Annotated in this window: 23 protein-coding genes and 1 tRNA gene; 19 read left to right on the top strand and 5 right to left on the bottom strand. The window is 67.1% G+C overall.

What is annotated here, in order from left to right; genetic code table 11:
- The first annotated feature begins 100 nt into the window (after nt 1–100).
- The 12 genes from OG884_RS00835 (at nt 101) to OG884_RS00780 (ending at nt 15,511) form a co-directional block, all read left to right on the top strand.
- Nucleotides 101–373: an acyl carrier protein gene (locus OG884_RS00835; protein WP_326640844.1), complete on the top strand. Its 273-nt coding sequence runs from the start codon at nt 101–103 to the stop codon at nt 371–373.
- 54 nt (nt 374–427) lie between these two features.
- Nucleotides 428–1,660 (top strand): beta-ketoacyl-[acyl-carrier-protein] synthase family protein, encoded by a 1,233-nt coding sequence (locus OG884_RS00830; RefSeq protein ID WP_326640843.1) that lies wholly within the window; start codon nt 428–430, stop codon nt 1,658–1,660.
- A 3-nt stretch (nt 1,661–1,663) separates the two neighbouring features.
- Nucleotides 1,664–3,481, top strand: a complete 1,818-nt coding sequence (locus OG884_RS00825) for an alpha/beta fold hydrolase (RefSeq protein ID WP_326640841.1) — start codon at nt 1,664–1,666, stop codon at nt 3,479–3,481.
- Nucleotides 3,478–4,611, top strand: a complete 1,134-nt coding sequence (locus OG884_RS00820; protein WP_326640839.1) for a beta-ketoacyl synthase N-terminal-like domain-containing protein — start codon at nt 3,478–3,480, stop codon at nt 4,609–4,611. Before OG884_RS00825 ends, OG884_RS00820 begins: the two co-directional genes overlap by 4 nt.
- Entirely contained in the window at nt 4,608–4,955 is a 348-nt protein-coding gene (locus OG884_RS00815) for a 3-hydroxyacyl-ACP dehydratase FabZ family protein (RefSeq protein WP_326640837.1), read from the top strand. Before OG884_RS00820 ends, OG884_RS00815 begins: the two co-directional genes overlap by 4 nt.
- Complete coding sequence (locus OG884_RS00810; protein WP_326640835.1) at nt 4,952–5,416, top strand: 3-hydroxyacyl-ACP dehydratase FabZ family protein; 465 nt, start codon at nt 4,952–4,954, stop codon at nt 5,414–5,416. Before OG884_RS00815 ends, OG884_RS00810 begins: the two co-directional genes overlap by 4 nt.
- Nucleotide 5,417: 1 nt before the next feature.
- Nucleotides 5,418–6,149, top strand: coding sequence for a 3-oxoacyl-ACP reductase FabG (gene fabG / locus OG884_RS00805; RefSeq protein ID WP_326640833.1), 732 nt, complete (start codon nt 5,418–5,420; stop codon nt 6,147–6,149).
- Nucleotides 6,150–6,162: 13 nt separating this feature from the next.
- Complete coding sequence (locus OG884_RS00800; protein WP_326641102.1) at nt 6,163–7,290, top strand: acyl-CoA dehydrogenase family protein; 1,128 nt, start codon at nt 6,163–6,165, stop codon at nt 7,288–7,290.
- A gap of 348 nt (nt 7,291–7,638) precedes the next feature.
- On the top strand, nt 7,639–9,189 hold the full coding sequence (locus OG884_RS00795; protein WP_326641100.1) for an argininosuccinate lyase: 1,551 nt from the start codon (nt 7,639–7,641) through the stop codon (nt 9,187–9,189).
- The gene (locus tag OG884_RS00790; RefSeq protein WP_326641098.1) at nt 9,179–11,425 is read left to right on the top strand and encodes a pyridoxal-phosphate dependent enzyme; all 2,247 of its coding nucleotides are present in this window, start codon (nt 9,179–9,181) and stop codon (nt 11,423–11,425) included. The genes OG884_RS00795 and OG884_RS00790 overlap by 11 nt, the downstream gene beginning before the upstream one ends.
- Nucleotides 11,426–11,561: 136 nt before the next feature.
- Nucleotides 11,562–14,612 (top strand): non-ribosomal peptide synthetase, encoded by a 3,051-nt coding sequence (locus OG884_RS00785; protein ID WP_326641096.1) that lies wholly within the window; start codon nt 11,562–11,564, stop codon nt 14,610–14,612.
- 2 nt (nt 14,613–14,614) lie between these two features.
- The gene (locus OG884_RS00780; RefSeq protein ID WP_326641094.1) at nt 14,615–15,511 is read left to right on the top strand and encodes a GHMP family kinase ATP-binding protein; all 897 of its coding nucleotides are present in this window, start codon (nt 14,615–14,617) and stop codon (nt 15,509–15,511) included.
- A gap of 118 nt (nt 15,512–15,629) precedes the next feature.
- Here OG884_RS00780 and OG884_RS00775 read toward each other — a convergent pair whose 3' ends face one another.
- Complete coding sequence (locus OG884_RS00775) at nt 15,630–16,532, bottom strand: TauD/TfdA family dioxygenase (RefSeq protein ID WP_326641092.1); 903 nt, start codon at nt 16,530–16,532, stop codon at nt 15,630–15,632.
- A 20-nt stretch (nt 16,533–16,552) separates the two neighbouring features.
- Between OG884_RS00775 and OG884_RS00770 the strand changes: the two genes are divergently transcribed.
- Nucleotides 16,553–16,825: a hypothetical protein gene (locus OG884_RS00770; RefSeq protein ID WP_326641090.1), complete on the top strand. Its 273-nt coding sequence runs from the start codon at nt 16,553–16,555 to the stop codon at nt 16,823–16,825.
- Between the two features lie 191 nt (nt 16,826–17,016).
- Here OG884_RS00770 and OG884_RS00765 read toward each other — a convergent pair whose 3' ends face one another.
- Both OG884_RS00765 and OG884_RS00760 read right to left on the bottom strand, forming a co-directional pair.
- Nucleotides 17,017–17,829 carry an integrase core domain-containing protein gene (locus tag OG884_RS00765; protein ID WP_326641089.1) on the bottom strand — a complete coding sequence of 271 codons (813 nt, stop codon included), beginning with the start codon at nt 17,827–17,829 and terminating at the stop codon, nt 17,017–17,019.
- 78 nt (nt 17,830–17,907) lie between these two features.
- Nucleotides 17,908–17,981, bottom strand: a tRNA-Met gene (locus OG884_RS00760).
- 97 nt (nt 17,982–18,078) lie between these two features.
- Between OG884_RS00760 and OG884_RS00755 the strand changes: the two genes are divergently transcribed.
- From OG884_RS00755 to OG884_RS00735, 5 genes are all read left to right on the top strand, one after another.
- Nucleotides 18,079–18,912: a hypothetical protein gene (locus tag OG884_RS00755; protein ID WP_326641087.1), complete on the top strand. Its 834-nt coding sequence runs from the start codon at nt 18,079–18,081 to the stop codon at nt 18,910–18,912.
- Nucleotides 18,913–19,181: 269 nt separating this feature from the next.
- Nucleotides 19,182–20,720, top strand: coding sequence for an alkaline phosphatase D family protein (locus OG884_RS00750; RefSeq protein ID WP_326641086.1), 1,539 nt, complete (start codon nt 19,182–19,184; stop codon nt 20,718–20,720).
- Between the two features lie 562 nt (nt 20,721–21,282).
- Nucleotides 21,283–21,702: a phosphatase domain-containing protein gene (locus OG884_RS00745; protein ID WP_326641085.1), complete on the top strand. Its 420-nt coding sequence runs from the start codon at nt 21,283–21,285 to the stop codon at nt 21,700–21,702.
- A 677-nt stretch (nt 21,703–22,379) separates the two neighbouring features.
- Nucleotides 22,380–22,910, top strand: a complete 531-nt coding sequence (locus OG884_RS00740) for a hypothetical protein (RefSeq protein WP_326641083.1) — start codon at nt 22,380–22,382, stop codon at nt 22,908–22,910.
- A 63-nt stretch (nt 22,911–22,973) separates the two neighbouring features.
- The gene (locus OG884_RS00735; protein WP_326641081.1) at nt 22,974–23,150 is read left to right on the top strand and encodes a hypothetical protein; all 177 of its coding nucleotides are present in this window, start codon (nt 22,974–22,976) and stop codon (nt 23,148–23,150) included.
- Here the strand turns inward: OG884_RS00735 and OG884_RS00730 are convergent.
- The gene (locus OG884_RS00730; protein WP_326641079.1) at nt 23,117–24,556 is read right to left on the bottom strand and encodes an FG-GAP repeat protein; all 1,440 of its coding nucleotides are present in this window, start codon (nt 24,554–24,556) and stop codon (nt 23,117–23,119) included. The genes OG884_RS00735 and OG884_RS00730 overlap by 34 nt on opposite strands.
- Nucleotides 24,557–24,651: 95 nt before the next feature.
- On the opposite strand from OG884_RS00730, the gene OG884_RS00725 reads away from it, so the two are divergent.
- Nucleotides 24,652–25,881 carry a cytochrome P450 gene (locus tag OG884_RS00725; RefSeq protein ID WP_326641076.1) on the top strand — a complete coding sequence of 410 codons (1,230 nt, stop codon included), beginning with the start codon at nt 24,652–24,654 and terminating at the stop codon, nt 25,879–25,881.
- 4 nt (nt 25,882–25,885) lie between these two features.
- Here OG884_RS00725 and OG884_RS00720 read toward each other — a convergent pair whose 3' ends face one another.
- Nucleotides 25,886–26,149, bottom strand: a complete 264-nt coding sequence (locus OG884_RS00720; RefSeq protein WP_326641074.1) for a hypothetical protein — start codon at nt 26,147–26,149, stop codon at nt 25,886–25,888.
- Between the last annotated feature and the right edge of the window lie 44 nt (nt 26,150–26,193).

Here is a 26,193-nt window from a genome sequence, read left to right as displayed (position 1 = left end):
GTTTGGTTCATCTGAATAGGAAAGGTGTGGAGCACTACCACCCTTTCACGGCATATGGACCGAATGTTTGGTTCACCGGATTCCGGCTGGAGAAAATGTCATGACTACCACTAATTCTGGCTCGTTCGTCGATGAGGAGCGCCGCGCGCAGATCAAGGAGATCGTCTGCGAGATCCTTGAAATCGACCTGGATGAGATGACCGGCGACAGCCTGTTCAAGGAGGACCACGGCGCCGACTCGATGGGCGCCATCGAGATCCTCTCCTCGCTGGAGCGCACCCTCGGGGTGGACATCGACCAGGGCGAGCTGGTCCGGATGGTCAACCTGGACGGTGTCGTCGCCGTCGTCGACGAGGCAGCCGCCGCCAAGTAGCAGGCAGGCGACGGCGGCCAGGAAATCGCCACCGACAAAGAGATGGAGCACTAAGTGTACGACGAACGCCAGCCACCGCGCCGGGTGGTGATTACAGGTCTTGGCGTGGTCACCAGTATCGGCGTCGGTGTCTCCGACTTCCTGGCCGGCCTGCGGTCCGGTCGTAGCGGCGTCAAGCCGATCACGTCGTTCGACACGAGCGGCTACGCGTACGCGAACGGTACCGAGATCACCGGGTTTCGTGCGGAGGACTGGATCGTCAACGTCGATCCCGGCCGGCTCGGCCGGGCCGGTCAGTTCTCCGCCGCGGCCGCCAACCTCGCGGTGGCCGACGCGTCGATGTCGCTCAAGGAGGTGCGCGCCAGGCGGGTCCTGGTCTCCATCGGTACGACGGATGGAGAGTCAAGGGATCTGGACAACCTGGCCGTCGAGCAGTTCGAGTCGGGTCCCGAGCGGCTCAGCCCGGTGCTGGCCGGCCGGATCCAGGCAGGCAGACTCTCCACGAGCATCGTGCGCGAGCTTGGCCTGACCGATGTGGAGGCGGTCACCATCCCCACGGCGTGCGCGGCGGGCAACTACGCGATCGGCTACGGCGTGGACGCGATCCGCGCCGGTGACGTGGAGATGGTGCTCGCCGGCGGCGTGGACGCCTTGTGCCGTAAGACCTTCGCCGGGTTCTACCGGCTCGGCGCGATGGCACCCGAGGTGTGCCAGCCGTTCGACAAGGACCGCAAGGGCATCCTCACCGGTGAGGGGGCGGGCATCTTGGTGATGGAGAGTCTGGAGTCGGCGAAGGCCCGCGGTGCCCGGATCTACGCCGAGTTACTGGGCTACGGGCTGAACTGTGACGCGCTCAGCCCGGTCGCGCCGGACCGCAGCAGCCTTGCCCGGTGCATGCAGCTGGCGCACCGCAACGCGGGTGTCAAGCCGCAGGACATCGATTTCATCTCCGCGCACGGCACAGGGACGAGGGCCAACGACCAGACCGAGGTCGAGGCGATCATGGAGGCGTTCGGCGACACGCCGCCGCCGACCGTGTCCATCAAGGGCATGCTGGGCCACACGATGGGGGCCGCGAGCGCGCTGGCCACCGCGGCGTGCGCGCTGGCGATCACCGAGGGATTCATTCCGCCGACGATCAACCACAACGAGACCGACCCGGCGTGCCAGGTGGACTGTGTGCCGAACGTGGCGCGGGCCGCGGAGGTCCGAGTGGCGCAGAACAACTCGCTGGCGTTCGGCGGTAACAACGCGGTGGTCATCGTCGGGCGGCACGAGGAGGCGTGATCTGTGGCACCAGCGAGTGTCCGGCGGCCAAGGCGCAGGCGGCCGGCCGGCGGCAAGCCAGTGGCCCGGGTGCTGTTGTTGCACGGACTGGGCTGCACGACCAGCATGTGGGAGCCGCTCGACCGGTACCTGCCCGATGACGTCGAGTTGTGGGATGTGAAACTTCCCTGGCACGGTATCGAAAGCGCGGACTGGAGTCGGCAGTGTGATCCGGTCTCCCTGCTGGTCGACTCGATGGACACCGGTGAGGCGGGCCGATTCGACGCTGTCGTCGCGCACTCGTACGCGGCGAACCTGCTGATCGAGGCGATGTCGGAGGGCAGGCTCGCGCCGGGGGCCGTGGTGCTGGTCAGCCCGTTTCACCGGCACAGCGCCGCCGACTTCGACTGGCCGACGATCTCCTACTACCTCAACGATTTCCACCGTATCTTCGCTGAGGCGCTGGACATCGGCGCCCGCGGCATCCCGGAGGTGTGGCGCGCCGCGGCCGCGCTGCACGTCCGAGACCAGATCGGCGTATACGGCTGGATGCGCTTTTTCGAGGCGTATCTTCGGTCGCCGTTCGTTGATCTGTCCACGATTGACGCTTCGGTGCTCGTTATCACCGGGCAAGACGACATCGCCACCCGGGCCTCCGACGGCAGGCAGCTGGCCGCGGCCCTGCCGGAGGGCCGGTTCGAGCTGATCGAGGACTGCGGTCATTTCCCGATGGCCCAGCAACCGGGCCGGTTCGCCTCACTCGTGCACGGCTTCCTGCGTGAGGCCCTGTCCCTGCCGATTGTTTCTCCCATCACCATGCCTGGAGTCGATGTGAACCCGACAGCCCCTCAGACCCCGATCGCGGCGGGCCTCGCCGCGGGGGAGCCGACCACCACCACGCTCAGGCCCCGGTATGAGGGGTCGAACATCTGCACCTGGATCGGTTTCAAGCACGTCAACTATCTGGTCGAGGAAGCGGTGCTCGATCACCTGAGGCAGCGCGGGTATCCGGCGGGCGAGCTCTATGAGCGGTACGGCATCTGCGTTGACATCGCAGACATCGACACTCGCATGTGGACCGCGTACCACATCGACGACGTCGCCGTGGCAACCGTGCGGCCGGTCGCCTCGAAGGGCGGTGCGCAGCTGCGGTTCGTGGTCGAGATGATCGCCCAGCGTGAGACGCCGGTGAAGACCGTGACCTCGAAGGTCGCTGTCACCCTGCGAAACGATCCGCGGGGGTTTCCGGCCGAGGCCGCGCCGGCCGAGCTGGGGCCGCACATCGTCGAGCGGCTCGGCGAGCGGCTCGGCGAGCGGCTCGGCGAGCCGGTCGCGCCGATCGAGATCATCGGCGATGACCCGCTCAAGCAGCTGATCGGCGACGCCAACGCCTTTGGCTGGGTCTGGCGGATGCCGTACTTCTACTGCCACTTCACCGAGCGTGTGCAGATGACCGGCTACCTGCGGCTGATGGAGGAGGTCGTCGACCTGTTCCTCCAGGAGCGCGGCGTGTCCATCAAGACACTGCTCGATGAGCAGAACTGGATCCCGGTGGTGCCCTCGTCCAAGGTCAGGATCTTGGACGAGGCGTGGATGGAGAACGAGGTCTACACGGTTTTCACCGTGGAGGAGGTGTTCAAGCGATTGACCTACACCGCGCGGATGGACTGCTACGTCAAGCGGGACGGAAAGCTGGTCCAGGTCGCCACCGGTAAGATCACCCATGGTTACGCGGTGATCGAGAACCGGCGTGACTGGAGCCAGGTCGACTTCGACGACCGGCTGGCCAAGGCGCTCACCGGTGGCGCGGGCTCGGCGGCACGGGCGGGGCGAGGTCAATGAGCGCGCCGACGGTTTCCTCCACTGTGGACGGCAAGACATCGGCGGGGCAGCTTGTCTTGTCGGCCTGGTCCACGCTTTCTCCCTACGGGGTGGGCGGCGAGGCCTTCAGTGCGGGCATTCGTGCCGGCCGAAGCGCCGTCCGCCCGTTGGACCGGGATGCGTTTCCCGGACCGTTCACGCGGGGCGGTGTGCTGGCCGACTTCTCACCTGCCGGGTTCCTCGGTAAGCGAGGCACCCGTGCGATGGACCGGCTGACCGCGCTGGCGATCGGCACGCTGGGCCTGATCGTCGAGGAATGCGGTCCGCAGCTGACCGCGGACGCCGAGCGGATCGGCCTGGTGCTTGGAACCGGTTCGGGCAGCATTCAGTCCATCATGGACTTCACCCGGGACTCGCTGGCCGGCAGGAAGCCCTACCACGTCGACTCGGCCCTGTTCCCGAACACCGTGATGAACAAGGCCGCCGGGCAGAGCGCGATCTGGCACGGCATCAAGGGGCCGAACACCACCATCACCGGTGACTGGAGCACGTGTCTGCTCGCGCTGAGCTACGCGATACGACTGGTCCGCGGCGGGCAATGCGATCGTGTTCTTTGTGGAGCGGTCGAGGAGCACTCGGCTCAACGGGCCTGGCTGGAGTGGCATGCGGGCGCGAGCCACAGCCAAAGGCCCGCGCTTGCCGAGGGGGGCGCGTTCTTCCTGCTGGAAACGTTGGCTGGAGCAAGGAACGCGGGGCGTACCCCGGTCGCCCGGGTGCTGTCGACGCGATTTCGTGGCGTCGGCGACCCCGCGGACCCGAGGGCGGCGCTGGCCGCTTGCGTCAAGGCGGCTGTGGAACAGGCGGGCGTGCGCGGTGAGGACGTGCGTGTTGTGGCGCCGTCCGCTGCCGAGGGGGACATCGGTAGCGCGGAGAAAGCCGGAATCACCGACGTGCTCGGCGCGACGGCGAAGTGGGTGGGCTGCAGGTCGCTCATCGGGGACGCCTCCTCGGTGTCCACCGGGTTTCAGATCGCGGCGGCGCTGTCGGTCGCCGAATCGTTCGGTGACAACGATCTGGCGTTGGTCACCACGATCGACCGTGACGGCACGGTCGGGTGCGCGTTGCTCGGCGGATACGGAGCCGGGTCATGACGGCCGCGCAGGTGAGCGGAGTCACTGTCACCGTGGACGTTTCCCCGGACGATCCGGTGTTCGCCGGCCATTACCCGGGCTTTCCGATCCTGCCCGGCCTGTTCCTGGTGGAGTACGTCAACTCGGCCTTTCGTGATATGTGCGCCGCCCGCGGCGCGGATCCGGTGCGCCCCGTCGCGCTGGAGAGGGTCCGGTTCATGCGGCCGGTCTACCCCGGCGACCAGGTGAGGCTTGAGCTGGCCGTCGAGCAGGTGGGCGGGTTCACCCGGTGTTCGGCGTCGGCCGTGGTCAACGAGGAGCGGGTCGCTGAGATCCGCGTGCGCTACCCGGCGGTGACGGCATGATCGGAGTCGCGGAGATCAAACAGATCATTCCGCACCGGTACCCGATTCTTCTCCTGGACCGGGTAATCGAGGTGCGGCCGGGTGAGAGTCTGGTGGCGCACAAGGCGATCACGTGCGCTGAGCCGTGCTATCAGAACACCGACGATTACGCGTATCCGGTGAGCTTGTTGGTGGAGTCATGGGCGCAGGCGGCCGTGTTGCTGGCGTGCTGGGAGACACCGAATCCGGACGTGCTGGCCGGTAAGGTCGAGCTGGCCGCCGGGATCAAGAACGTGGACCTGCTCGAGCCGGTGTTCCCGGGTGAGGTGCTGGAACATCACGTACAGATCCTGCGTAACGTCGCAGACGCGGCGATCGTCGCGGGCAGCAGCTTCGTGGGCGGCCGTAAAGTCCTTGAGGTGGGCAGTTTCTCCGTGGCGTTGCGTGGTGTCGAGGTCTTGATGCGTCCTGGAGGTGACTGACATGCGTCCTGTGGCATTGGTGACGGGTGGTTCACGCGGGATCGGCGGCAGTGTCGTGACCCGTCTGGCGGCCGATGGATATGATGTCGCGTTCTGCTACCGCTCCAACAAGGAGGCCGCCGACCTGGTCGTCGGGCAGGTTGCCGAGGGTGCTTCGGTGCTCGCCGAGCAGGTGGATGTCACGGAGTTGGGTGCGGTCAGGCAATTCGTCCGCCGGGCCGAGAAGGAACTCGGCCCGCTCGGCGCGGTGGTCTCGTGCGCGGGGATCATCCGCGACAACCCGCTCGTGATGATGAGCGAAGAGGACTGGCACACGGTATTGCGTACCAATCTCGACTCCACGTACAACGTTTGCAGTGTGGCGGTGTTCGGGATGATCAAGCGTAGGGCGGGTTCGATCGTCACGCTGTCTTCTGTGGCGGGTGTGTATGGGAACGCCGCGCAGACCAATTACTCGGCGTCCAAGGCGGGCATTATCGGTTTCACTCGTGCGCTGGCCAAGGAGTCGGGCCGGTATGGTATCCGGGCCAATGTCGTGGCGCCCGGTCTTATCGAGACCGACATGACGGCGTCCATGGCGGGTAAGGCGCGTTCGGGAATCGCGGAGCGGATTCCGCTTGGCCGGTTCGGTAGGCCGGAGGAGGTCGCCGATCTGGTGTCCTTCCTCGTTTCGGAGCGTTCCAGCTATATCACCGGTCAGGTATTGGGGATCGACGGCGGTCTCGTTGTCTGAGTGTTAGGGGGGCATGATGTCCGGGGGGTTGCCGGTGAACGGTCTCGAACTGCGGGAGTTACGCGATCTCGCGCGGGCGTTCTGTGGGAAGGAGTTGGTGCCCAATCAGGAGCGTTGGGCGTCGCAGAGGTGTGTCGATGCGCGGCTTTGGCGGGCCGCGGGTGATACGGGCCTGCTTTGTATCGGGATTCCCGGGCGGTACGGCGGTGGTGGCGGTACTTTCGAGCACGAGATGGTGTTGATCGAGGAACAGGCCATGGCCGGGGACACTTCGTGGGGTGTCAGTGCGCACGGCGTCGTCGCGCACTACGTACTGGCATACGGCACCGAGGAGCAGAAGCGGTCGTGGCTTCCCCGGATGGCGTCCGGCGAACTGGTCGGCGCGATCGCGATCACCGAGCCGGCCGCCGGTTCGGACATCCAGGCCGTCACCACCAGGGCGGAGCCCGACGGTGACGGCTACCGGGTCAACGGCTCGAAGACCTTCGTCACCAACGGCACCCAGGCCGGGCTGATCCTCGTCATGGCGCAGACCACGGGATTGTCTTTGCTGGCAGTCGAAACCGCCGGCGTGACCGGGCTTCGGCGGGGCAAAGCGCTTGAAAAGATCGGCAGGCACGGCCAGGACACGTGCGAGCTGTTCTTCGACGACATGCCGATCCCCGCCGACGCCGTGCTCGGTGGCAAGCCAGGGCTGGGACTGCGTCAGCTGATCCCGTTCATGTCGATGGAACGCCTGCACATCGCGGTCGCGGCGGTCGCGTCGATGGCCGCGTCGGTCGATGCGGCGATCCAGTACGCCAAGCAGCGAAAGGCGTTCGGGCGCAAGCTCATCCGCATGCAGAACACGCAGTTCAAGCTTGCCGAGTGTGCCACGGAGGTCGCGGTCGCCCGTGCGTTCGTGGCCGAGTGCGTCCGCGAACAGGCGGCGGGCGAGCTGACCATGGCCAAGGCCGCGATGGCCAAGCTGTGGGCGACCGAACGACTGTCCACAGTGGTTGACGACTGCCTGCAAGTGTTCGGCGGTTACGGCTACATGAGCGAATACCCGGTCGCCAGAGCATGGACCGACGCGCGGGTGGCTCGGATCTTCGGCGGCACCAGCGAGATCATGAAGGGGATCATTGCGGCCTCGCTGTAGACACGATGCGGTAGGCACGATGCGAGGTGTACGCACAGCCGCCGAGCCGGGCGACAAAGCGGCTCGGCGGCTGTCGGTGCGAGCACGTGATCGTCACGCCGCGGTCCGCGCGGTGAGACATCAGCACCTTGTGCGGCAAAAAGACCGGTGAAACCCATAGTCATAGTCCCGCCGCGTTGACCACCCATCGGCATTCTGGGCACGCTGGAACGGACTCGGCCGCAGCCTGTCAGGGAGCCTAAGACACTGGGACAGATGAGTACAGTTCGGGAACGGACCATGCGATAGCGCCTCGATCGCATTTGGCGGCGATCGGCGGATATCCCCTTTCGCGAAGGAGGTTCATCGGTGTGCGCGGATAGGCGTCGGCACGACAGCGCGTCCGGGTTGACCGGGCGGATCAGTGCGGGCCCTGACGAGCTGGTGCGGCGCGAAGTGCTGCGCCCGCAGCTGGAGTTCGAGGCCGAGCACCTGCTACCCGGCTATCTCCGGCTGGAACAGGTGCTGTTGCTGGAATACCATCGGATGGGCCTGCTCAGTACCATCGACGTCGCCACGATCGCACCGGTTTTGTCCGAGTTGGACAGCGAAACAGTCCGGAATCTCGCCGATGCGGCGATGAGCGACATCGCGTTCACCATCGAGCGGTACGCCATCGAGCGGATCGGCGACATCGCGCCCGCGTGGCACGTGGATCGCAGTCGCAACGATCTACAGGCCACCGCGCAGGCGATCTACGGCCGCGACCGTGTGCTGGACACCGTCGACGATCTGATCGGTCTCGGCAGGGCCGCGCATCAGCTGGCCTGCCGTGAGATCGACACCATGATGCCCGGGTACACGCATTCGCAGCCGGCGCAGGTCGCCAGCGCGGGGTTCTACTTCTCCGCGATGTCCGCTCAGGTGTTGCACAGCCTGCACCGCATGGACACCGTGTACGCCTCCGTCGACACCTCGCCGATGGGCGCGGGCGCGATGACCGGCGGCGAGCTCGACTGGGACCGGACACGGATGGCGCGGCTGCTCGGCTTCAGCTCCGGGGACGGGCACGCGCTGATCGGCGTGGCGACCCGCGACTGGGCGCTGGAGGCCACCGCGGAGCTGTGCCTGATCGGCGTGTCGCTCAGCCGGTTCGCTACCGACCTGTTGACCTGGAGCGGCGCGGGTTACGGCTTCATCGACCTGCCCGACGAGTTCAGCGGGATCTCCTCGGCCATGCCGCAGAAGAAGAACTTCCCGGTGCTGGAGCGCCTGCGCGGCCGGACCGCCCAGCTGGCTGCCGGGTTCGTGGGCGTGGTGCTCGGACAGCGTGCGACGCCGTTCAGCAACACAATCGAGGTGTCCAAGGAGGCAGGTACGCACGTCCCCTTGGTGTTCGACCAGGCAGGCTCGGTCCTGCGATTGTTCACGGCCGTCTTGGCCGGCTTGCGGCTACGGACCGACCGCCTGCGTGAGGTCTGCGAGACCGAGTACCTCGGTGGTCTCAGCCTGGCCAATCGACTGTGTCTCGACGCAGGCGTGCCTTGGCGTACCGCGCAGGTGATCGCGGGCCGCTACATCGTCGCCGCCGTTGACCGAGGGCTGACGCCTGCCGAGCCGGACGCCGTCCTGCTCGAACAGGTGGGTCGGGATGCAGGTTTCGAGGTGACCGACGCCGAGCGGCTGTTGACGCAGGCGTTCGATGTGGACAAGGCATTGTCGGCGAAGCGCACGACAGGTTCGGCCAGTGGGCAGAGCGTGCGCGCCATGTTGAACCAGCAGGCCGCCGACTTCGACTTGGTGCAACAACGCTGGACGGCCCGCCGTCGCCGGATCACCGCGGCCTACGCCACGACAGACCGATTACTCCAAGCGCTCACCGAATCCACCGATCTGCAGGAGCCACCGCGTGATCTGTGAGAACCTGCTCGACGCCATCGGCAACACCCCGCTCGTACGGCTGGCGATTCGCGGCGGCCCCACCTGCTACGCCAAGCTGGAGATCCAGAACCTGTTCGCGATGAAGGACCGGGTGGCACGCAACATCCTGCTGCGCGCCAAGCAGAACGGTGACCTCGCCGACGGCGCGCCGATCGTGGAGAGTTCGTCCGGCACGATGGCACTGGGCGTGGCACTGGTCGGCACCCTGATGGGGCATCCCGTGCACATCGTCACCGACCCGAGAATCGACCGTATGACGTTGGCCAAACTGGAATCGCTGGGCTGCGAGGTCCACGTCGTGCCGAAGATGGACGAACACGGCTGGCAGGGAGCACGGCTCAAGCGACTCGCTGAGATCATGGTGGCCAACCCCGGCGCCTTCTGGCCGAAGCAGTACGAGAACCCTGACAACCCGGCGGCGTACCAGACGCTGGCCGATGAGCTGATCGACGACCTCGGCGAGATCGACGTCCTGGTCGGATCGGTCGGCAGCGGCGGATCGCTGTGCGGCACGGCACGGGCGCTGCGCGAGCGCCTGCCGAGTATCCGGGTGGTCGGCGTCGACTGCGTCGGCAGTGTCCTGTTCGGACAGCCGGACTGGCCGCAGCGGCTGCAGAGCGGGCTGGGTAACAGCATGCATCCGAAGAACCTCGACCAGGGTCAGATCGACGAGGTGCACTGGCTCAACGACCGCGAGGCCTTCGAGGCGACGGTGGCATTGGCCAAGGAGCAGAAGCTGTTCGCGGGTAACACGTCCGGCTCGGTGTACCGGGTGATGACGCACCTGGCCGGGCACGAGCCCGCCGGCACGACCATTGTCGGGATCTTCCCCGACCGCGGTGACCGGTACGCCGAGACCGTGCACAACCAGAGGTACTGGGCCGAACGCGGCCTGCCTGACCAGCCGTTGGCCACGCGACCCCGCCAGGTTCCGCCCGGCACCGTAGTACGCTCCTGGGCCTTTTCCCGGCTGACCGATCCCGACGCGGCTCGGCCGGTCCTCGCGTTCGTCGAGTCCAACACGTCCGGCACCGGGATGGCGGCGATCGGTATCGCCGAACGCCTCGGCTACGAGCCGATTCTCCTGACCGACAAGCCCGAACGGTACCTGGGACTGCCGGAGACCGGATGCAGGGTGCTGCGGTGCGACACCGCGGACCCCGATGCGCTGGCCGCGGCACTCGATTCTCAGGTGCCGCGCCGCCGGATCAGCGCGGTGACGACGACCAGCGAGTTCTACCTGTCCACCGCGGCGAGGCTGGCTGCCGGGCTGGGGCTGCACGCCGAACGGCCCGAGGCGATCGACTGCTGCCGCAACAAGGCTGAGCTGCGTGCTCGGATCGACAAGGCGGGGTTGCCGCAACCGATGTGGGTGCGGGTCGAGAACGCCCTGGAAGTGCCTGCCGCGGTGGACAAGGTGGGCCTGCCCTGCGTGGTGAAACCGATAGACGAGTCCGGCTCGACCGGCGTGGTCCGCTGCGACACGGCCGACCAGGCGCTGGCCGCGGTCGAGGCGATCCATGCTGTGACGGTGAACGTCCGCGGCATGCCGAGGGCGAAAGGTGCGCTGATCGAGTCCTACGTGGATGGTCCGGAGTACAGCGTCGAGATGTTCGCGGTGGACGGGCGACACGAACTGGTGGCCTTGGTCCGGAAATCGGTGGTGGGCGAGCCGAACTTCGTGGAGTCACGGCACATCGTTCCCGCGTCCGTGCCCGAGGACGTGGCCGACCAGGTCGCCGACGTGGTACGGGACGCTCTGCGGGCGGCCGGACTGACCAGGGGCGCGAGCCATACCGAGGTGAAGGTCACCGAGACCGGACCCGTCATCATCGAGATCAACCCCCGGCTCGCCGGCGGCATGATCCCGGAGCTGATCCGCCTGGCCACCGGCGTCAACCTGCTCGAACAGCAGCTCAGGCAAGCCTGCGGATTGCCTGTCACGCTGCCGTCCGGCACGACCGGCTTCGCCGGTATCCAGTTCCTGACAACGCCGGACATCGGGGTGCTCACCGAGATCTCCGGTGTTCAGCGCGCGGAGGCGGTGCCGGGCGTGCACCAGGTGACAGTGACGACCGAACCGGGACGCCATGTCGCGCCGCCGGTCGACGCGTACGGCCGCCTCGGGTACGTCATCGCGACCGCGCCCAGCCGGGAAGATCTCGTCGACGTGCTGACCACCGCGTCCACGTCGATCCATTTCACGGTGAACTGAAGGAAAGAACGATGATTCTCACTGAAGGCCAAATCAACGTCCGTCGGGGGCTCCGATGACAGACCGGCTGCGACTGAGCCCTACCAGGATTCGGCCGTGGATTGCGCCTGGTGGAGCGCCCGCCGCCGGGCCGGACTTGTTGCGCAAGGCGGTGCCCGCCGAGGTGGTCGCGCGACTCCGCGCACTCGGCTCACTGCCTGACACCCTGCTCGCCGCGCACCTGAAGGTCCTCGGTGTGATGGGCGGCGAACGGTCGCCACTCACCGGATATCTGGCGCCGGGCGCCGATCTGGCGCCGCGCGGGATCGCCTTGGCCGAGGCTACCTGGCGTGACCTGATCGGCAAGGTGAACGAACCGGTCGACGTCGTGGACGACGCGCCCGCGTTTGACGTCGTCTTCGGCCTTTCCGGGGCCGGGATGATAACCGGCGCCGTGCTCGACGTCGGCTATGTGGACGCCGAAGACGGACTGTGGCTGGAGCTGCGGTTCCGGCCGGACGTGATCGACCGCGCGCACGCTGACCGGTTCGCCGGATACGAACTACGGGCACTGGAACTGCTCGTCACCGATCCCGACGCCCCGCATGACGCGAAGAGCCTGGTGGAGCCGGACGAGTACGAGTACCAGATGCATGCGCACTCTGGCGCCGACATCCCGTGGCACGGCAAGCTTTTCGTGGAGCTGTTCGAGGAACAGGTACGCCTGCGCCCGAACGACTTGGCTGCTTCGCACGGCGACAGCCGCTGGACGTACCGCGACTTGAACGCGAACGCCAACAAGGTCGCGAACACGTTGCTGCGGCGCGGGTCACTGCCGGAGGACCCGATCGCGGTCGTGATGAACCGGGAGCTGAACTGGGTCGCGGCCATGCTCGGCGTGTTCAAGGCGGGCGGTGTTTACCTGCCCGTGCGCCCGGACTTCCCACCTGACCGCGTGGCCACGCAATTCGAGCGCGCGGACTGCAAGTTCGTCCTGTCGTCCGCGGATGCCGTCCGCACGGCGAACGAAGCGCTGGCCGGCTTGGCCCATGACTGTCCGGTGTCGCTTGTGGAGGACGTGCTGCGCGACGAAACCGACGACACCAACCCGGACACGTCCATCGAGCCAGGACAGCTGGCGTACATCTACTTCACCTCGGGTTCGACCGGTGCGCCGAAGGGCGCGATGTGCGAGCACGCCGGGATGCTCAACCACCTGTACATGAAGATCGACGACATGGAGCTGGCCGAGGGCGAGGTGGTCACCCAGACCGCGTCGCAGTGCTTCGACATCTCCCTGTGGCAGGTGATCGCGCCATGGCTGGTCGGTGGGAGCACTCGGATCATCGACACCGAGACGCAGCTGGACGTCGACTCGTTCGTCGAGGAGATCGCCGCGGGCGGCATCCAGGTGATCCAGATCGTGCCCGCCTATCTGGACGTGATGACCTCGCACCTGGCCAAGCACCCGAGGCCACTCGGTGACCTGCGGACCATCTCGGTTACCGGTGAGGCGCTGAAACTTCGGCTCGTCCGCCGGTGGTTCGAGCTCTACCCGTCGATCTCGCTGGTCAACGCCTATGGTGCGACTGAGGTTTCCGACGACACGATGCACGAGGTGCTGACCGGTTTGCCGGAGCGTGACTTCGTCACGGTTGGCCGTCCACTGCGGAACGTGTACACGTACGTGCTGGACGAGAAGCTCCGACCGGCACCGCTCGGCGCGCCCGGCGAGATCGCGTTCTCAGGTGTCGCCGTTGGTCGTGGCTACATCAACGACGAGGAACGCACCGCGCACGCATTCGTCGAAGACCCGCACCGGCCGGGCACCCGGATGTACCTGACCGGTGACTTCGGCCGCTGGCTGCCCGAAGGCAAAATCGAGTTTCTGGGCCGCCGGGACGAGCAGGTCAAGGTCCGCGGGTTCCGGATCGAAATCGGCGACATCGAGACCAAGATCCTCGGCGTGTCGGATGTCCGTGACGCCGCCGTGGTCATCGAGGGCGACTCGGACACCAAGACCCTGGTGGCGTTCTACAGCGGCGCGGCCTCGCTGAAAGCCGAGGATATCCAAGACCACCTGGCCACACAGCTGCCGGAGTACATGATCCCGACGTATTTCCACCGGCTGGACACGTTGCCGCTGACCGAGAACGGCAAGGTCGACAAGATGCTGCTGACTTCGCTCGCCGGCACACTCGGCCACGCGGGCGCATCCTATGTCGCCCCGGTGACCGACGTGGAGCGCAGGCTGGCGACCGCGTGGGCGGAGGTGCTGGGCGTTCCACTGGAGCGCATCGGCCGCCGCGACAACTTCTTCGAACTCGGCGGGACCTCGCTGGCGGCCGTACGGCTCGTGATTAACCTGGACCGCCAGATCTCGCTGACCCAGGTGGTGACGAACCCGGTGCTGGAGGACCTGGCCGCGGGCCTCGTCGCTGTCGGCGAGCCGGTCGCGGGCCTGGTCCAACGGCTGTCCATCGGTGAATTCGACTCCGTGGCGACGCTGATCTGCCTGCCTTACGCGGGCGGAAACGCGGTCAACTTCCAGCAACTGGCGAAGGCACTGCAGGACAGGAACATCGCGGTGCACGCCGTCGAGCTGCCCGGGCACGACCTGGTCGGTGGGCAGGACGCGTCCCTGCAGGAGGTCACCGAGATCGCCAAGGCGGTCCATGACGAGATCCGCGGCATCACCGGTCCGATCATTCTGTGGGGACACTGCGCCGGTGCGGCGTTCGCGGTGGAGATCGCCCGGCTGATGGAGGAGAACGGGCGTCCGCCGTTGCGGATCTTTGTCGGCGCGCTGATGCTCGACCCCGTGTCGGACCTGAACGCCGAGAGCGCCGAGGTATCCGCGATGAGCAACACGGAAATCACGGCGTTGCTGCGGCAGGACAGCGCGTTCGTCGACCTGGACTCGCTCAAGCCGGAACGGATGGATGTGGTGGGCTCGGCCTACCGGCACGATGTCTGCTCCACCAACCGCTATCTGGCCGACATTCAGCAGGGCGGGGTGAGGCTCACCGCACCACTGGAGATCGTTGTCACCGCGGATGACCGCACGACTGCCGGTTACGCGATGCGGCACGGGCGGTGGAGTTTGGTCGCTGACCGCGTTGTGCTGCGTGAACTCGCCGAAGGTGGGCATTACTTCACGCGTACACGGGCGGACGAGGTCGCGGGACTGGTCGCCGAGGCGGTATAGGCATGTCACTGGCTGTCCAGCCGCTTTACCGCGGCGCCACCGGGTTGAGCACCGCGTTCGGCACCTTCGGCGAACTGCTGCAGGGCAGGCTGGACGAGGCCGACGGGGATTTCCTCGTCACGTTGCCGATCGCGCGCTGGACGGTGGCCACGTTCCTGGCCGACCCGGCCATGTCCACGATCGAAGTCCGGCCACGGCACAAGACGAAGTCGCTCAAACTGGCCCAGATGGTCATGCAGACCATGCCGAAGCCAGTCGGCGGAGTGCTCACTCTGGACAGTGGACTGGCCGAGGGCAAGGGCATGGCCAGCTCATCGGCCGATCTGGTCGCCACCGCGAGGGCGATCGGCAACGCGCTGGACGTGGAGCTGACGCCAAAGTTCATCGAAAGGCTGCTCTGCCAGATCGAGCCGACCGACGGCGTGCTGTATCCCGGAATCGTGGCGTACCACCACCGCAGTGTCCGACTGCGGCGGATACTGGGCTCGCTGCCGTCAATGACCGTGGTCGGCCTGGACGAAGGCGGCGCGGTGGACACGGTTGCCTTCAACCGGATCCCAAAACCTTTCGGCATGGCGGAGAAACGCGAGTACGCCCGGCTGCTCGACCGTCTCGCTTCGGCGGTGGCCACCGGAGACCTGGCTGAGGTAGGAGATGTGGCAACCCGCAGCGCCGAGCTCAACCAGGTCCTGCGTCCGAAGAGGACGCTCAAAGCGATGATTGGGATCTGTGCCGACATCGACGCACTCGGCGTGGTGGTCGGGCACAGTGGAACCGTGATCGGCGTGCTGATCGACCGTTCGACCCCAGCCTATCCCGACAAAGTCGCGGCGGCGGCGAAAGCATGTGCCACGCTGATCGGCAACGTGACGATGTACTCGACCTTGAGCTTCGACTGAAACGCTGGGAGGACAAAGCAAGTGAACGCATCGCCCGACTGGCAGCCGCGGGAGATCCGCCCGGCCGCCGTCGGAGCCGAGGCGAGCACCGGCGGGCTGATCTCGTACCTGAAGAACGTCAGTACTCCTTGATCCGGACGGCCTCGCCCATAGCCACGACGATCTCCCGCTCACCCTTGTACGGCTCGACCGCATGGGCCATCCGGATGTTGTCGACGAGCATGATGTCGCCGTCCTGCCAGGGCTCACGGATGGTGTGGGTGTCGTACACGGCGTTGATGGCGTCGACGGTCGCCCGGTCGAGCGGAGTGCCGTCTCCGGCGAACGTGTTGAACGGCAGGCCGCCGTCGAACGCCGTGATCAGGTAGTCACGGACGTCCGGGTCCATGGTCCACTCATTCAGGAACGCGATCTGGTTGAACCAGCCGAGCCGCCCTGACGCCGGGTGCCGCACCAACGCAGGACGGGTCTGCGTCGTCCGGAGGCTGCCATCCGCGCCCCAGGTTAACGAAATCCCGTGGGCCTCGCAGTACGCCTCTATCACATCCTTGTCGGAACTACCGAACGCGTCCGCCAGCGAAACTCCGACCAGGCCGTTGTAGTGGCGCACCAGCTGCCAGCCGTGCTCCGAGAACCGAGCCACCACATCCGGGTCAAGGGAGTCCAGCACCGCGTGCGAGTCGGCCAGAGCCGTCACGCCACCCGAAACCGGGGCACGCAAGCAGGTGAACGCCAGCACAGTCGGCACATCGGTCACGTAGCTCAGCTCGTGATGCATGCACATCGGCTGGTCCGATGGCCACTTCGTCGCCGAGTACACGCCATGCTCGAGCGAGTCACGTGGCGCGAAGCCCTCACGTTCGGTCACGAACGAGTCGATCAAGGCACGGCTGACGGCTGCGGCCGTGGACACATCCGCGATTTCCAGGCCACGCACCAGCACGGCGCCGTCGGCGGCCAGCAGCGAACGGAGGTCGGCACGGTTGTCGGCCGCCCAGGATGCGGGGTCCGTTTTGGACACCGGAAGGATCTTCACCGGGCGTGCTCCAGTTCGGTGGCGGCGAGACTGAGGTACATGTCGTCGAGCGTGGGTTCCCGATGGCGGGCTCGGCCGCCTCGATCACGGCTTTGTCCAGTGCGCGCACCATGACCGCGAGGTCCGCGGACGTGTCGACCGGCGCGGTGATCGTCAATCCGTCCGCCTCCGCGGTCGATCCAGTCCGCGGCTGCGCTTCCATGTACTGCATGGTCAGCAGCACAGTTGTGCTGTCGGAGGCCGGTTTCTCGACGGCCTCCCACGGCCGAACCTGCTGACCCGGATGTCCCGTGCGTCGATCATCAACTCGGTCACGCATACGAGGGTAGGGCAATTTCCAGGCCGAATCTCTAGCGAAAGACCCAGACCCTGTGTACGGCCGGCAGAACCACGTGCAGCACGTCCGGGTCCGGCCCTGTGGGGTGCGAAAACCCGGATGTGGCCTCTGGTCTGTGGTTATCCGCCCCGTCTATGCGGTCCGCCGGTACTGGTTGATCAGGCCGTCGAGTATCTGTCGGCGTTGCAGGCGGATTTGATCGAGATTGCTGGGTGTAGCCGGGGCATGTGGTGGCTGAGGTGGTTGACGGTCTCGTGAGCGATGGGGACGGTGCCGGTTGTAATGCCACTGGTATGCCTGCAGGACCCGGCGGAGATGGCGGTCGTTGTAGACCAAGAGCCGGTCGGTGCATTCCCGTCGAACGGTGCCGCCCCAACGCTCGGCGATCGCGTTGGCCTGCGGCGCGCGAACCGGCGTTTTGATGACGCGGGCGCCGAGTGAGGTGAACACCTCGTTGAAGACCGCGGTGAATTTGGCGTCGCGGTCGCGAATGAGGAATCTGATGCGCTCGGCCTGCTCTCCCAGGTCCGTGAGCAGGTTGCGGGCCTGTTGAGCGACCCAGGCTTCGGTCGGATGCGCCGTGACACCCACGACGTGAACGGCGCGTGTGGCGTGCTCGATGAAGAACAGAACGTAGAGCCGCTTGAGGAAGACGGTGTCCACGTGGAACAGGTCGCACGCCCAGATGCCCTCGGCCTGCGCTTTCAGGAACTCGCCCCAGCTCAAGCCGCCCGAGTGGGGCCACCTCAAGTCGTCATAACCACTCGGGCCGGTGCGACGTGGTGCCGGACCGAGCCCGGCTCTTTTGAGGATGTCGCGCACTGTGCTGGGCGGCACCCGTAGCCCGACGCCGGCCAGTTCGCCGCTGATGCGCTGATAGCCACCCAGCAGGACCAGGAGCTGAACGACACGTCCGAGGATGAGGTAAAGCAAGGACCACGACACCGTCAGCAGGATGCCCGAGACCTCATCATGCTCGAGCCACGAACCTCCAGGTCAACCACTACGGCCGAGTTTCCGCACCCCACAGGGTGGGGCTTGAACCCACGACCCACGGATTATGAGTCCGTTGACGGTTTTCGCCGGTGCCGCCGTGGTCTTGTGACGCGGGGCTCGCTTCCGCCACAGTTGCTCGGGGGCGTATGTCATCAACGCCCGTGAAAACCGGGCATGCGAAACAGGAGGCGGGGGAGTATGGACACGATCGTCGGGGTGCACGGTATCGGTAAGTACCGCTACTACCGCGACGCGGGTAACTCGGTCGGCGGCGCGGCGGTCGCGATGCGCGACAAGTGGGACCGCTACCTGCACAAGGGCCTGACGGGCGGCAAGCCGCACGTCAAGGAGCGCTACATCACCGAGATCGCCTACTACGCCCATCTGCTGGGTGAGAGCAAGGAGGACTCTCCGCGCGCGGTGCGGAGCATGAACGTCGGCGCCCAGGAGGTCTTCGTCGCCTGGGCCAAGCAGCTCGACTCGGTGGGGGAGGGGCTGACCGGTGCCCTGCACCGGATGACCGGCTGGCTGCTGGACCGGTTGCAGGCCAACGCCGCCGACTTCGCCAAGCTCTTCTGTCCCGAGGTCGCCACCTACATGGCGGCCGGGGGTGAGGCGCGCGAGAAGTCGAGGGCGGCCGTGGCCGAGGTGATCAGGCGGAACCGGCCCAAGGTGGTGATCGCGCACTCGCTGGGCAGCGTGGTGACCTACGAGACGCTCTGGGCCAACCCCGACCTGGAGGTGGACCTGCTGATCACTCTGGGCAGCCCGCTCGGCATGCGCAACGTGATCTTCGAGCGGCTGATGCCCGCACCGGTCAACGGCTGGGGCGAGCGGCCCCCCAAGGTCAGACGGTGGGTGAACATCGCCGACAAGGACGACATCGCGGCGATCCCGCCGGGGCTGCGGACCTGCTTCACCGGCGTCGACCAGGAGGCGCTGGTCAACCTCGACTGGCTCGACTTCCACACCGCGGAGAAATACCTGGGCTGCGGCGCCCTCAACCCCCACCTCAAGCCCTACCTGGGATGACCCGGGCCGGGGTCTCCCCGCCGGCTCGCACTCACCGCCGCGGAGGTCGGCACCTCCGGTTCCCTGACGTGAGCCTCGTCGCTTCCCGAGCCGTCCCTCCGGGTTCCGGTGCGACCACCACCGGGAAGCCGGCCCTTCGCCCCGATGTCGCCCGCCGGTCGGCCGGCGTTAAATCACCGCGGGTAGGGCACTCGCCTGTGCAACGGCTGTTCATCATGCCTTGATGCGCAGGCCATGGCGGGGAAAGCTGGAACGGTTGCACTGGTGGTGTGGAGCAGAAGCTGTCACGCAGAGTGTTTCTTTCCGCCGCCGCCGGTGCGGGCGGCCTGTTGCTCACCGGGGCCGGGCCCGGCCCGGCCCGGACCCTCGCCGGCGACCCGTTCACGCTCGGCATCGCCTCCGGCGACCCGTCGGCGGACGGCGTCGTGCTGTGGACCAGGCTCGCCCTCGACCCGCTCGGCCCGGACGGCCGGGGCGGGATGCCGGTCCGGGACGTGGACGTCGAATGGCAGCTCGCCACCGACGAACGGTTCGCCAGGGTGGTCCGCGCGGGTACCGAGACCGCACGCCGGCAGCGGGCGCACAGCGTCCACGTCGAGGTGGAGCACCTGGAGCACGGCCGGGAGTACTTCTACCGCTTCAGAGCCGAGGGCCACCTGTCGCCGACCGGCCGCACCCGCACCGCCCCGTCCGCGCTGTCCCCGCTGACCCTCGCCATCGCCGCCTGTGCGCACTACGAGCACGGTTTCTACACGGCGTACCGGAGGCTGGCCGAGCAGGATCCCGGGCTGGTCGTCCACCTGGGCGACTACATGTACGAGTACGCGCCACGGGGGTACACGGCCCTCGCCGGGAGTGTCCGGCAGCACACCTCGGGCACCTGCGCCACGCTGGCCGACTACCGGATGCGGCACGCGCAGTACAAGAGCGACCCCGACCTGCAGGCGGCGCACGCGGTCGCGCCGTGGCTGGTGGCCTTCGACGACCACGAGATCGAGAACAACTGGGCGGGAGAGGTCTCCAGCTCCGGGGACCCGGCGTTCGCCCGGCGCAGGGCCAACGCCTTCCAGGCGTACTACGAGAACATGCCGCTGCGCCGGACGAGCGTGCCCGGCGGGGCGTCGATGCGGGTCCACCGCCGGGTGGACTGGGGGCCGCTGGCCCGTTTTCACCTGCTCGACACCCGGCAGTTCCGCGACGACCAGGCCTGCGAGGACGGGCTCAGGTCCGGCTGCGACGACAGGCTGGCCGCCGGGCGCACCCTGCTCGGGGAGGACCAGCGGAACTGGCTGCTCGACGGTCTTGCGACCTCCGGCGCCCGCTGGAACCTGGTCGGCCAGCAGATCCTGATGGCCCAGCGTGACTCCAAGGTCGGGCCGGGTACCGAGGTCAACATGGACTCCTGGGACGGCTACGCCGCCGAGCGCACCCGCCTGCTGACCGGATTCCGGGACTCGGGCGCGGCCAACCCGGTGGTGTTGACCGGAGACGCGCACATGCACCACGCGGCGGACCTGAGGCTCGACTTCGACGACCCCGACTCGCCCCGGGTCGCGGTGGAACTCGTCACCTCCTCGATCGCCAGCGACGGCGACGGTTACCGCGACGAGAGCCGGATCGCCGAGACGATCGCCGAGAACCCGCACATCTCCTATCTCGACCAGCGGCGCGGCTACATCGTCTGCCGCCTTACCCCGCAGGAACTGCACGCCGACTTCCGCACGCTTGAATACATCAGCAGGCGCGGTGCGCCCGCGAAGACCGGTGCTCGGTTCACCATTCCGGCAGGACAGGCGGCACTGACCTAAAGCACCAGAGGAATTTCTGAAGAAATTCCTTCTTGCATATATCTTTCATTTACCCTTCGGTCATGTCTTTCGCGCCAGGTGCTGCCCTTCGGGCTGCGGTCTACAGGCGAGTCAGCAAGGACAAGAGCAAGCGCTCCGGGCTTGTTGGTGATGCTCGGTCTGTTGAGGATCAGAACACAGCCAACGTGAAATCATGTGCTCAATACGGTTAGACCGTAGCTGAATTATTTGCCGATCCAGATCGGAGCGCCTCTCGATTCGCGCGCTCTGGCCGCCCCGACGGGGAGCTCCTCCTGGCGAAGCTAGAACGAGAAGGCGTTCGATGTTCGGGTCCTATGGGAATCCAGCCGCGGTGATCGCAAACCCGTGAGCGGTTCACTTTCCTAGGCCTACTGAACCTGAAAGCTCGACGTGACACGCGATCATGCCTCTGACCTGCAGTGACAGGCGCGTTCTGCGTAACGTCGACCTTTGATCATCAGTATGTCGCGAGCGTGGTGTCTTCATCCACATCACCAACCATGACCGTACCTACGACATGGGCCGGTCTCGTGACTGGAAAGTGCTTGCCGATGAGGGGATCGACTCCGCCTTGGAGTCTGAAGAGATCAGCGAGCAGATCCGGCGAGGCACGGGCCCTCGTGCGTTAGAAGGGGCCTCGCATGGCCGAAAACTGTACGGCTATGACCGCGTCCATGCCGGACACCCGATCGCCTACGTGTCTGGGCGCAAGGAGCAGTGCCGCCGCCAAACGGAGATGTGGCTGGCCGCCAACGTCGGCCACCTCGACGACGCTGAGGGCTTGTGGATGCGCGACGACCACGACAACCAGCCCGACGTGCAGGTGAAGCACGACATCTACACCGAACACTTCGCCCACAGGGAGATCGCCGGAGTCATCGACGACCGCGCGGCCGTCGTCCGCATGTGGCGCGAAGAGCTTGGCCTGACCGTCTTTCAAGTCGCAGCAGGGGATTACTGAGCAGATCAGACAGTGCGGCAATCCGCTCCCCCCTCACCGACCTTGACGAACAGATGGCGCTGTGCCTCATGGCCGGCCGTGATGACGCTGGCGGAGTTCCAGGGGCACGTCAAGGATGAAGCTGACGCCGAGGTCGCCCGGCGGGCATCATGACCAGCCGAGAGGACGCTCGACGAGACCTGAGACGATGCCTCATCATTCGTCTCGCTTTGTACAGCTTCGTCATCGTGGTAGGCGTGGCTGCTCTTTGGTGGGGACGGGGTGCGGCATCGCGAGCGAGTCCTGCCCGACCTGCCGAGGCCGCGGCACTCTCCCTGACACGAAGACGTGCGCTCTCGCGGACTGTGGTCGAGAGTTCAAGTGGCAAGACGAAGGCCGCGGCCGAGAGCATCCGCGCGAGGATGCCGCCTACTGCTCGAAGTCCTGTGGACATTCCGCGACGCGCTCCTCTGACGAGGGCGCGCCGGCTCCGTGCACGCTTCCCCGCGGTGCACGTCGAGCCTGGGGGCCGGCCGGCCCTCCGAGGGCGCCGGCTTGTCATCACTCTGTGGAAACAGTGACGCCTCCAGTTGGCCTACACCCTGCCTGCGGAAACTCTCAAGGGATACAGCTTTATGGGTAGCCGGAAAGGTATATCTAAGGAGGAATTTCTGAAGAGTTGTTGGATGATGCCGCTTATGAGTCCCCTCACCAAGAGGCTCGGCGCCGTGGCTCTCGCCATGGCGCTGGGTGGCACCCTCCTTGTCCAGACCCCAGCCTCGGCCGCCGGGTCCGCCTTACCCGCCGCACCTGCCCGGTCACCCGCCGCTGCGGCGCCCACCGACTTCAGATACGTGATCTCCTTTCCCAAGCACGTCCGCAGGGGCGGATCCCTCGTCTACACGGTCAAGGTCCGTAATGCCAAGGCCCGCGGCCAGCACTACGTGGCGCTCGTCGGGGACTTCTCCACCCGGTTCCGCAAGATCAAGGTGATCTCCAAGCCGCGCAGCGTCAAGTGCTCGGTCAAGCGCCGTGACCTTTCCTGCTGGATCACCTCTCTCGACAAGGGCGACTCGACGACGGTGCGGATCCGCGCCTGGGCGGGCTCGCGCCGGGGCACCGCCACGGCCAGGTTCGGCGTGATCGTCACCACCGACGCGAAGGCCGACATCGACAAGCTCCGTAAGGAGATCCGCCGCACCGTCAAGGCCAGTACCCGCATCCGTTAGTCACCCGGTGGACCGGGGCCGTGCGGCCAGGCTCCTTGAGGTCCTGGCCGCACGGCCCGTCGCGTGGAACGGGCGCCCGCGGCTCCCTCGGAACCAGCCGGAACGAACGGTCAGATCCCGGCGCGGTTACGGGGACGCACGGTCGTCTACCGGGTCGTCTACCGGGTCGTCTACCGGGTCGTCTACCGGGTCGTCTACCGGGTCGTCTACCGAGGGGAGGAGGGGCTGGTGAAGGCGTAGCCGAACAGGGTGTCCCCGGGAGCGCCTGCCAGGGGCCTCGCCGTCGACGGGCGGATACCGGGGTAGGGGCCCTTACGCACGGCCCCGCGCAGCAGGGTGAGCCTGCCGTCGCCCGGGGCGGCGACGACCAGGCCGCGGCCCGGGACCGTGGCCAGAGCACCGCCGAAGTCGCCGCCCGTGCCGGTGACCAGCAGATTGTTGTTCTTGGTGAGGCCGCCGGAACGGGTACCCGCGAGCACCTGGACGGCGTTCTCACCCGGCACCCCGATCGCCAGCTCGTCGTCGCCGTCACCGTTGAGGTCTCCGGCGGCGAGGGCGGCGCCGAAGCGGTCGAAGTAGCGCGGTTCCCCCTTCAGCGAGCGCTGCGACCAGGTTTCCGAGCCCGCGGTGCGCAGCCCGGCGCGGGAGCCGTAGACGACGTGTACCGTGCCGTCGCCGTAGTCCATCGCCCGCTGGTTCTCGGTCAGGCCCTCGCCCGGTACGCCGATCGCCAGGTCGTCGCGGCCGTCGGCGTTGAAGTCACCGCCTGCCAGGGACTCGCCGAAGAAGTCCCAGACCTCGGCGCGGCCGCTGATCCCCGGGCTGTCCTGGGTGAGCAAGGTCGCCTTCCGCCGCCGGACGTCGAGAACGGTGACCGAGCCCTGGCCGTTCTTCAGGGCCGTGTCCGCGGGCGCGCCCACGGCGACCTCGGTCCGGCCGTCGCCGTCGAAGTCCCCGGTGGCGAGCACCGCGCCGAACTGGTCGGTCTCCTTCTCGGGCTGTCCCACCCATCCGGTCTCCTGCGTGATCATGTATGGCTCGCGTCCGCCGAACCCGTACACCCCGATCGCGCCGCCGCCCAGCCCCGGGGCGCCGATCACCAGCTCGTCGTCCCCGTCGCCGTCCAGGTCCCCCGCCGCGAGCGCGGCCCCGAACCGGCCGGACTCGCGCTCGCGGCCCAGGTCCCCGGCGTCGATCACCCGGCCGGGCCGCAGACCGCCCGGCGAGCCGTGAAACAGCTGCACCACTCCGTCGCCGTCGGCCCCCGGCAGGGAGCGGTCCTCCTCGGAGACGCCCACGGCCAGGTCGGCGCAGCGGTCGCCGTCGAAGTCACCGGTCGCCAGCGCCGAGCCGAATGCGTCCCCGGTCTCGCTCTCGCCGGGCACGCCGGGCTCGTCCTGGGTCAGTCTCCGGGCGGTGCGCATGTCGTACAGGACGGTGACCGCCCCCGCTCGGGTGTGGCCGCCGGAGCGGGTGTAGGGCGCGGCGACCGCGAGATCGGCCCGGCCGTCGCCGTCGAAGTCGGAGGGCACGTCGGAGCAGACGCCCGCGATGGAGGTGGCCCCGGCGGCCCCGGCGGCCCCGGCGGAGGAGGCGGGGAGCAGAAGGGAGGCGAAGGTAATGGAGGCGAGAAACGCGGCTCTCATGTATGTGATGGTTTCTGGTAATTCGGACACGCGGCCCACCGGGACATGAAATTCGCGTGGCCGGTACGGGTAAAGAACGTGCCAGGATTGGCAGCATGGAAATCGACCTGGCCGACCTGGGATTCTGGCGGCGGCCGCTCAAGGAGCGGCATGAGGCGTTCGCGCGGCTTCGGGATCTCGATCGGCCGGTGTTCTTCGAGGAGAAGCGGGTGCCGCTGCTCCGCTCGGGCAGGGGTTTCTACGCGCTGGTCAGGCACGCCGACGTGGTGGAGGCCAGCCGCAACGCCAAGGTGTTCTCCAGCGAGCCCGGTGTGACCAGTCCCGAGCCGCCCGGATGGGTCAAACACGTCTTCGGCGAGTCCATGGTCAACATGGACGACCCCCGGCACGCCCGGCTACGCCGCATCGTCTCCCGGGCGTTCAGCCCGAAGATGCTGAGCAACCTGCAGGGCGACATCGACGCCGCGTGCGCGCGGATCGTGGACGACGTGACGGCCTCGGGGCCCGGCGACTTCGTCCAGCAGGTGGCCGCAAGGCTGCCTATTCACGTCATCTGCGACATGATGGGCGTCCCCGACGAGGTGAGGGCCAAGGTCCACCAGCACGTCGACATCTCCACCGCCTACTCCGGCGTGCGGCCCAGCCTGGCGCACACGGTCAGGATGGCCGCCCAGAACACGCTCGCGCTGCTCGCCCTGCAGCGCCTGGTGATCAAACTGGGTAGGGAACGCTCGGGGGCGCCGGGCAACGACCTCGTCTCCGCGCTGGTCACCGCCAATGTCGACGGTGAGAGGCTGACCGACAGGGAACTGGGGTCGTTCTTCACGCTGCTGCTCGTGGCGGGCAACGAGACGGCACGCAACACCATGGCGCACGGTATCAAGCTGCTGACCGACAACCCCGAGCAGCGGCGCCTGCTGGTAGACGACTTCGACGCCCACATCGGTGGTGCCATCGAGGAGATGGTCCGTTACGTCTCGCCCATCATGCAGTTCCGCCGCACCGTCACCGAGGACTACGACCTGCGCGGCCTGCACCTGAAGGCGGGCGACAAGGTGGTGCTCTTCTACGGCTCGGCCAACCGCGACGAGACGGTCTTCCCCGACGCCGACCGGTTCGACATCACCCGGGACACCAAGCCCCACGTGGGCTTCGGCGGTCCGGGGCCGCACTTCTGCCTGGGGGCCAACCTCGCCAGGCAGGAGATCAGGGCGATGTTCCGCGAACTGTTCACCCGGCTGCCCGAGGTCCGCTCGTTCGGCGAGCCGGAACTGCTGGTGTCCAACTTCGACAACAGCGTCCGCAGCCAGGCGTTCACCTTCTGACGGCTCACCTGCCCGGCTGGGGAGCCGTCACCGGGCAGCCCGTCTTCGGCTCCGAGCGGATCAGGACGTTCTCCCGGATGGTGAGGAAGGTGAGCAGCGCCGCGAGGCCCATCATCGACGCGCTGACCAGCCTGGTCGTGTGGAACCCGGTAGTGAAGATCGCGGGAGAGTCGAAGGCGTCGCCGGTCAGCCCGGCCAGCGGGGGGATCGCGGCTACCGCGAGCAGCCCGCCGGTCCTGGCGACGGCGTTGTTGACGCCGCTGGCCACCCCCGCGTGGCGCTCGTCGGCGCTGGCCAGCGCCGTGCCGTCCA

The organism is Streptosporangium sp. NBC_01755 (genome assembly GCF_035917995.1).
Lineage (GTDB): Bacteria > Actinomycetota > Actinomycetes > Streptosporangiales > Streptosporangiaceae > Streptosporangium.
This window is presented reverse-complemented; position numbering and strand designations above follow the sequence as displayed.